This is a genomic window from Azospirillum sp. TSO22-1, from assembly GCF_003116015.1.
Lineage (GTDB): Bacteria > Pseudomonadota > Alphaproteobacteria > Azospirillales > Azospirillaceae > Azospirillum.
The window spans coordinates 1-2,383 of the sequence record NZ_LGQZ01000095.1; the positions used below are offsets into that span (position 1 = coordinate 1).

A 2,383-nucleotide genomic window follows, 5' to 3' on the forward strand; every position below is an offset into this window, starting at 1 on the left:
CGGCGCCGTCGTTGATGCCCGAGGCGTTGCCGGCGGTCACCGTGCCGTCCTTGGCGAAGGCCGGGCGCAGCTTGGCCAGCGACTCAATGGTGGTGCCGAACTTCGGGTGCTCGTCGGTGTCGATGACCACGTCGCCCTTGCGGGTCTTGATGGTGACCGGGACGATCTCGTGCTTGAAGCGGCCGGCCTTGATGGCGGCCTCGGCCTTCTGCTGCGAGGCAACTGCGAAGGCGTCCTGCTCCTCACGCGTCAGGTTCCAGTTGCGGGCGACGTTCTCCGCTGTGACGCCCATGTGGTAGCCCTGGAAGGCGTCCCACAAGCCGTCCTTGAGCATGGTGTCGAGCAACTCGGCCGAGCCCATCTTGGTGCCGTTGCGCAGGTGCATGACATGCGGCGACAGGCTCATGCTTTCCTGGCCGCCCACCACCATCACCTCGGCGTCGCCTTCGCGGACTGCCTGGTAGCCGAGCGCCACCGCACGCAGTCCTGAGCCACAGACCTGATTGACGCCGAAGGCGCTCTTCTCCACCGGGATCCCGGCGTTCACCGCCGCCTGCCGGGCCGGGTTCTGGCCCTGCCCTGCGGTCAGCACCTGACCGAGGATGACTTCAGTGACTTCGGCAGGATCTGTTTTGGCACGCTTGAGCGCCTCGCGGATGACAGCTTCACCCAGCGCGTGCGCTGGAACGGAGCTCAGGCCGCCATTGAACGCACCGATCGGCGTACGAGCGGCGCTGGCGATCACGACGGCAGTCATGGCTCTGCTCCTTCCTCAAGCGGCTGTCTTCTGAGCGGCATCGACGCCGCTCGACACGGCGGTGATCACGCCGGTGCCGTGCGGGTGGATGCGGTTCACCTCGTTGAAGGCATGGATCTGAGCTTGGCTGACGTGCGCGAAGTGCTCAGCCGCATAAGCGGCGAGCGCCTCAGCCAGCACGCGTTGGTTGGCGCCACTGTTGGCCGGAACCTCCACGGAGATCTGGAAGGCGACGGGGACGGTCACGGTGACGATGTTGGATGCGGACATGTGGGGTTCCTGATTCAGGCATGGGGGAGCCGATGTGCCGCGAGCGCAAGCTCGCGGCGCAATGGTTGGATGTCCAGACGGCGGCTGTGGCGCCGGCCGTGGTAGAAGTGTCAGGCGGAGATGGGCATCACCGGCACCTCGGCCGGTACGATCAGGGCGGCCTCGGTGGCTGCCAGGACCTGCTCGACGGTGACGCCGGGCGCGGTCTCCTTCAGCACCAAGCCTTCCTCCGTCGGTTCGATCACCGCCATGTCGGTGACCACGAGATCGACGCGGCGCACCGAGGTGAGCGGCAGCGTACAGCGCTTCATGATCTTGGATTCGCCCTTGGCCGTGTGGGTCATGGCGACGATCACGCGCTTGGCGCCCGAGACCAGGTCCATCGCCCCGCCCATGCCGGGCACCATCTTGCCGGGCACCATCCAGTTGGCGAGATGTCCCACCTCGTCCACCTGCAGGCCGCCCAGCACCGTCACGTCCAGGTGCCCGCCGCGGATGAAGCCGAACGACAGCGCGCTGTCGAAGGCCGCCGCACCGGGGATCGCGCCGATCGGGCTGCCGCCGGCGTCGGTCAGGTCGTTCCAGGCGACGCCCTCCTGGGGCAGAGCCTGCATGCCGATGATGCCGTTCTCGGACTGGAAGAACACGTCGATGCCGGTCGGCAGGTGGCGCGCGACCAGGGTCGGCAGCCCGATCCCGAGGTTCGCCAAGTCACCGTCCTTGAACTCCAGCGCCACGCGCTTGGCGATCAGCGTCTTCTCATCCATGGGACCGCTCCTTGCCGACGAGGTAGTCAACCAGCACGTTGGGCACGCCGACCGCGTCGGGTGGGATGACGCCCACGGGCACGATGTCCTCCGCTTCCGCGATTACGGTTTCGGCCGCCATCGCCATCAGCGGGTTGAAGTTGCGCGACGTGAGCGCGAATTCGAGGTTGCCGATGTAGTCGGCGCGCTTGGCGTTGACGAGCGCGAAGTCGGCCTTCAGCGGCATCTCCAGCAGGAAGGTGCGGCCCTCGATCTCGACGGTGCGCTTCCCCTCCGCCACCACGGTGCCGACGCCGGTCGGCGTCAGCACGCCGCCCAGGCCGAAGCCGGCAGCGCGGATGCGCTCGGCCAGCGTGCCCTGCGGCACCAGCTCGACCTCGGTCTCGCCGGCGATCATCTGGCGCTGCGTCTCGGGGTTGGTGCCGATGTGGCTGGTGATCACCCGGCGCACCAACTTCGCCGCGATGAGCTTGCCGATCCCGACGCCGGGCCGCGCCGTGTCGTTGCCGATCACCGTCAGGTCGCGTTTGCCTTGGCGGACGAGTTCGTCGATGAGGCGGGGCGGGGTTCCGGCCCCCATGAACCCGCC

4 protein-coding genes are annotated in these 2,383 nt (G+C 67.8%); all 4 read right to left on the reverse strand.

Annotated features, from left to right (window positions below; translation table 11 throughout):
* Window positions 1–757 (reverse strand): acetyl-CoA C-acyltransferase (locus TSO221_RS23500; protein ID WP_146208889.1); only part of this gene is annotated, 757 nt, incomplete at its 3' end.
* Window positions 758–772: 15 nt separating this feature from the next.
* Window positions 773–1,027, reverse strand: a complete 255-nt coding sequence (locus tag TSO221_RS23505) for a hypothetical protein (RefSeq protein WP_109120952.1) — start codon at window positions 1,025–1,027, stop codon at window positions 773–775.
* Between the two features lie 110 nt (window positions 1,028–1,137).
* Window positions 1,138–1,794, reverse strand: a complete 657-nt coding sequence (locus tag TSO221_RS23510; protein WP_109120953.1) for a 3-oxoacid CoA-transferase subunit B — start codon at window positions 1,792–1,794, stop codon at window positions 1,138–1,140.
* On the reverse strand, window positions 1,787–2,383 hold a 597-nt coding region (locus TSO221_RS23515; protein WP_109120954.1), incomplete at its 5' end, for a 3-oxoacid CoA-transferase subunit A. The genes TSO221_RS23510 and TSO221_RS23515, both read right to left, overlap by 8 nt.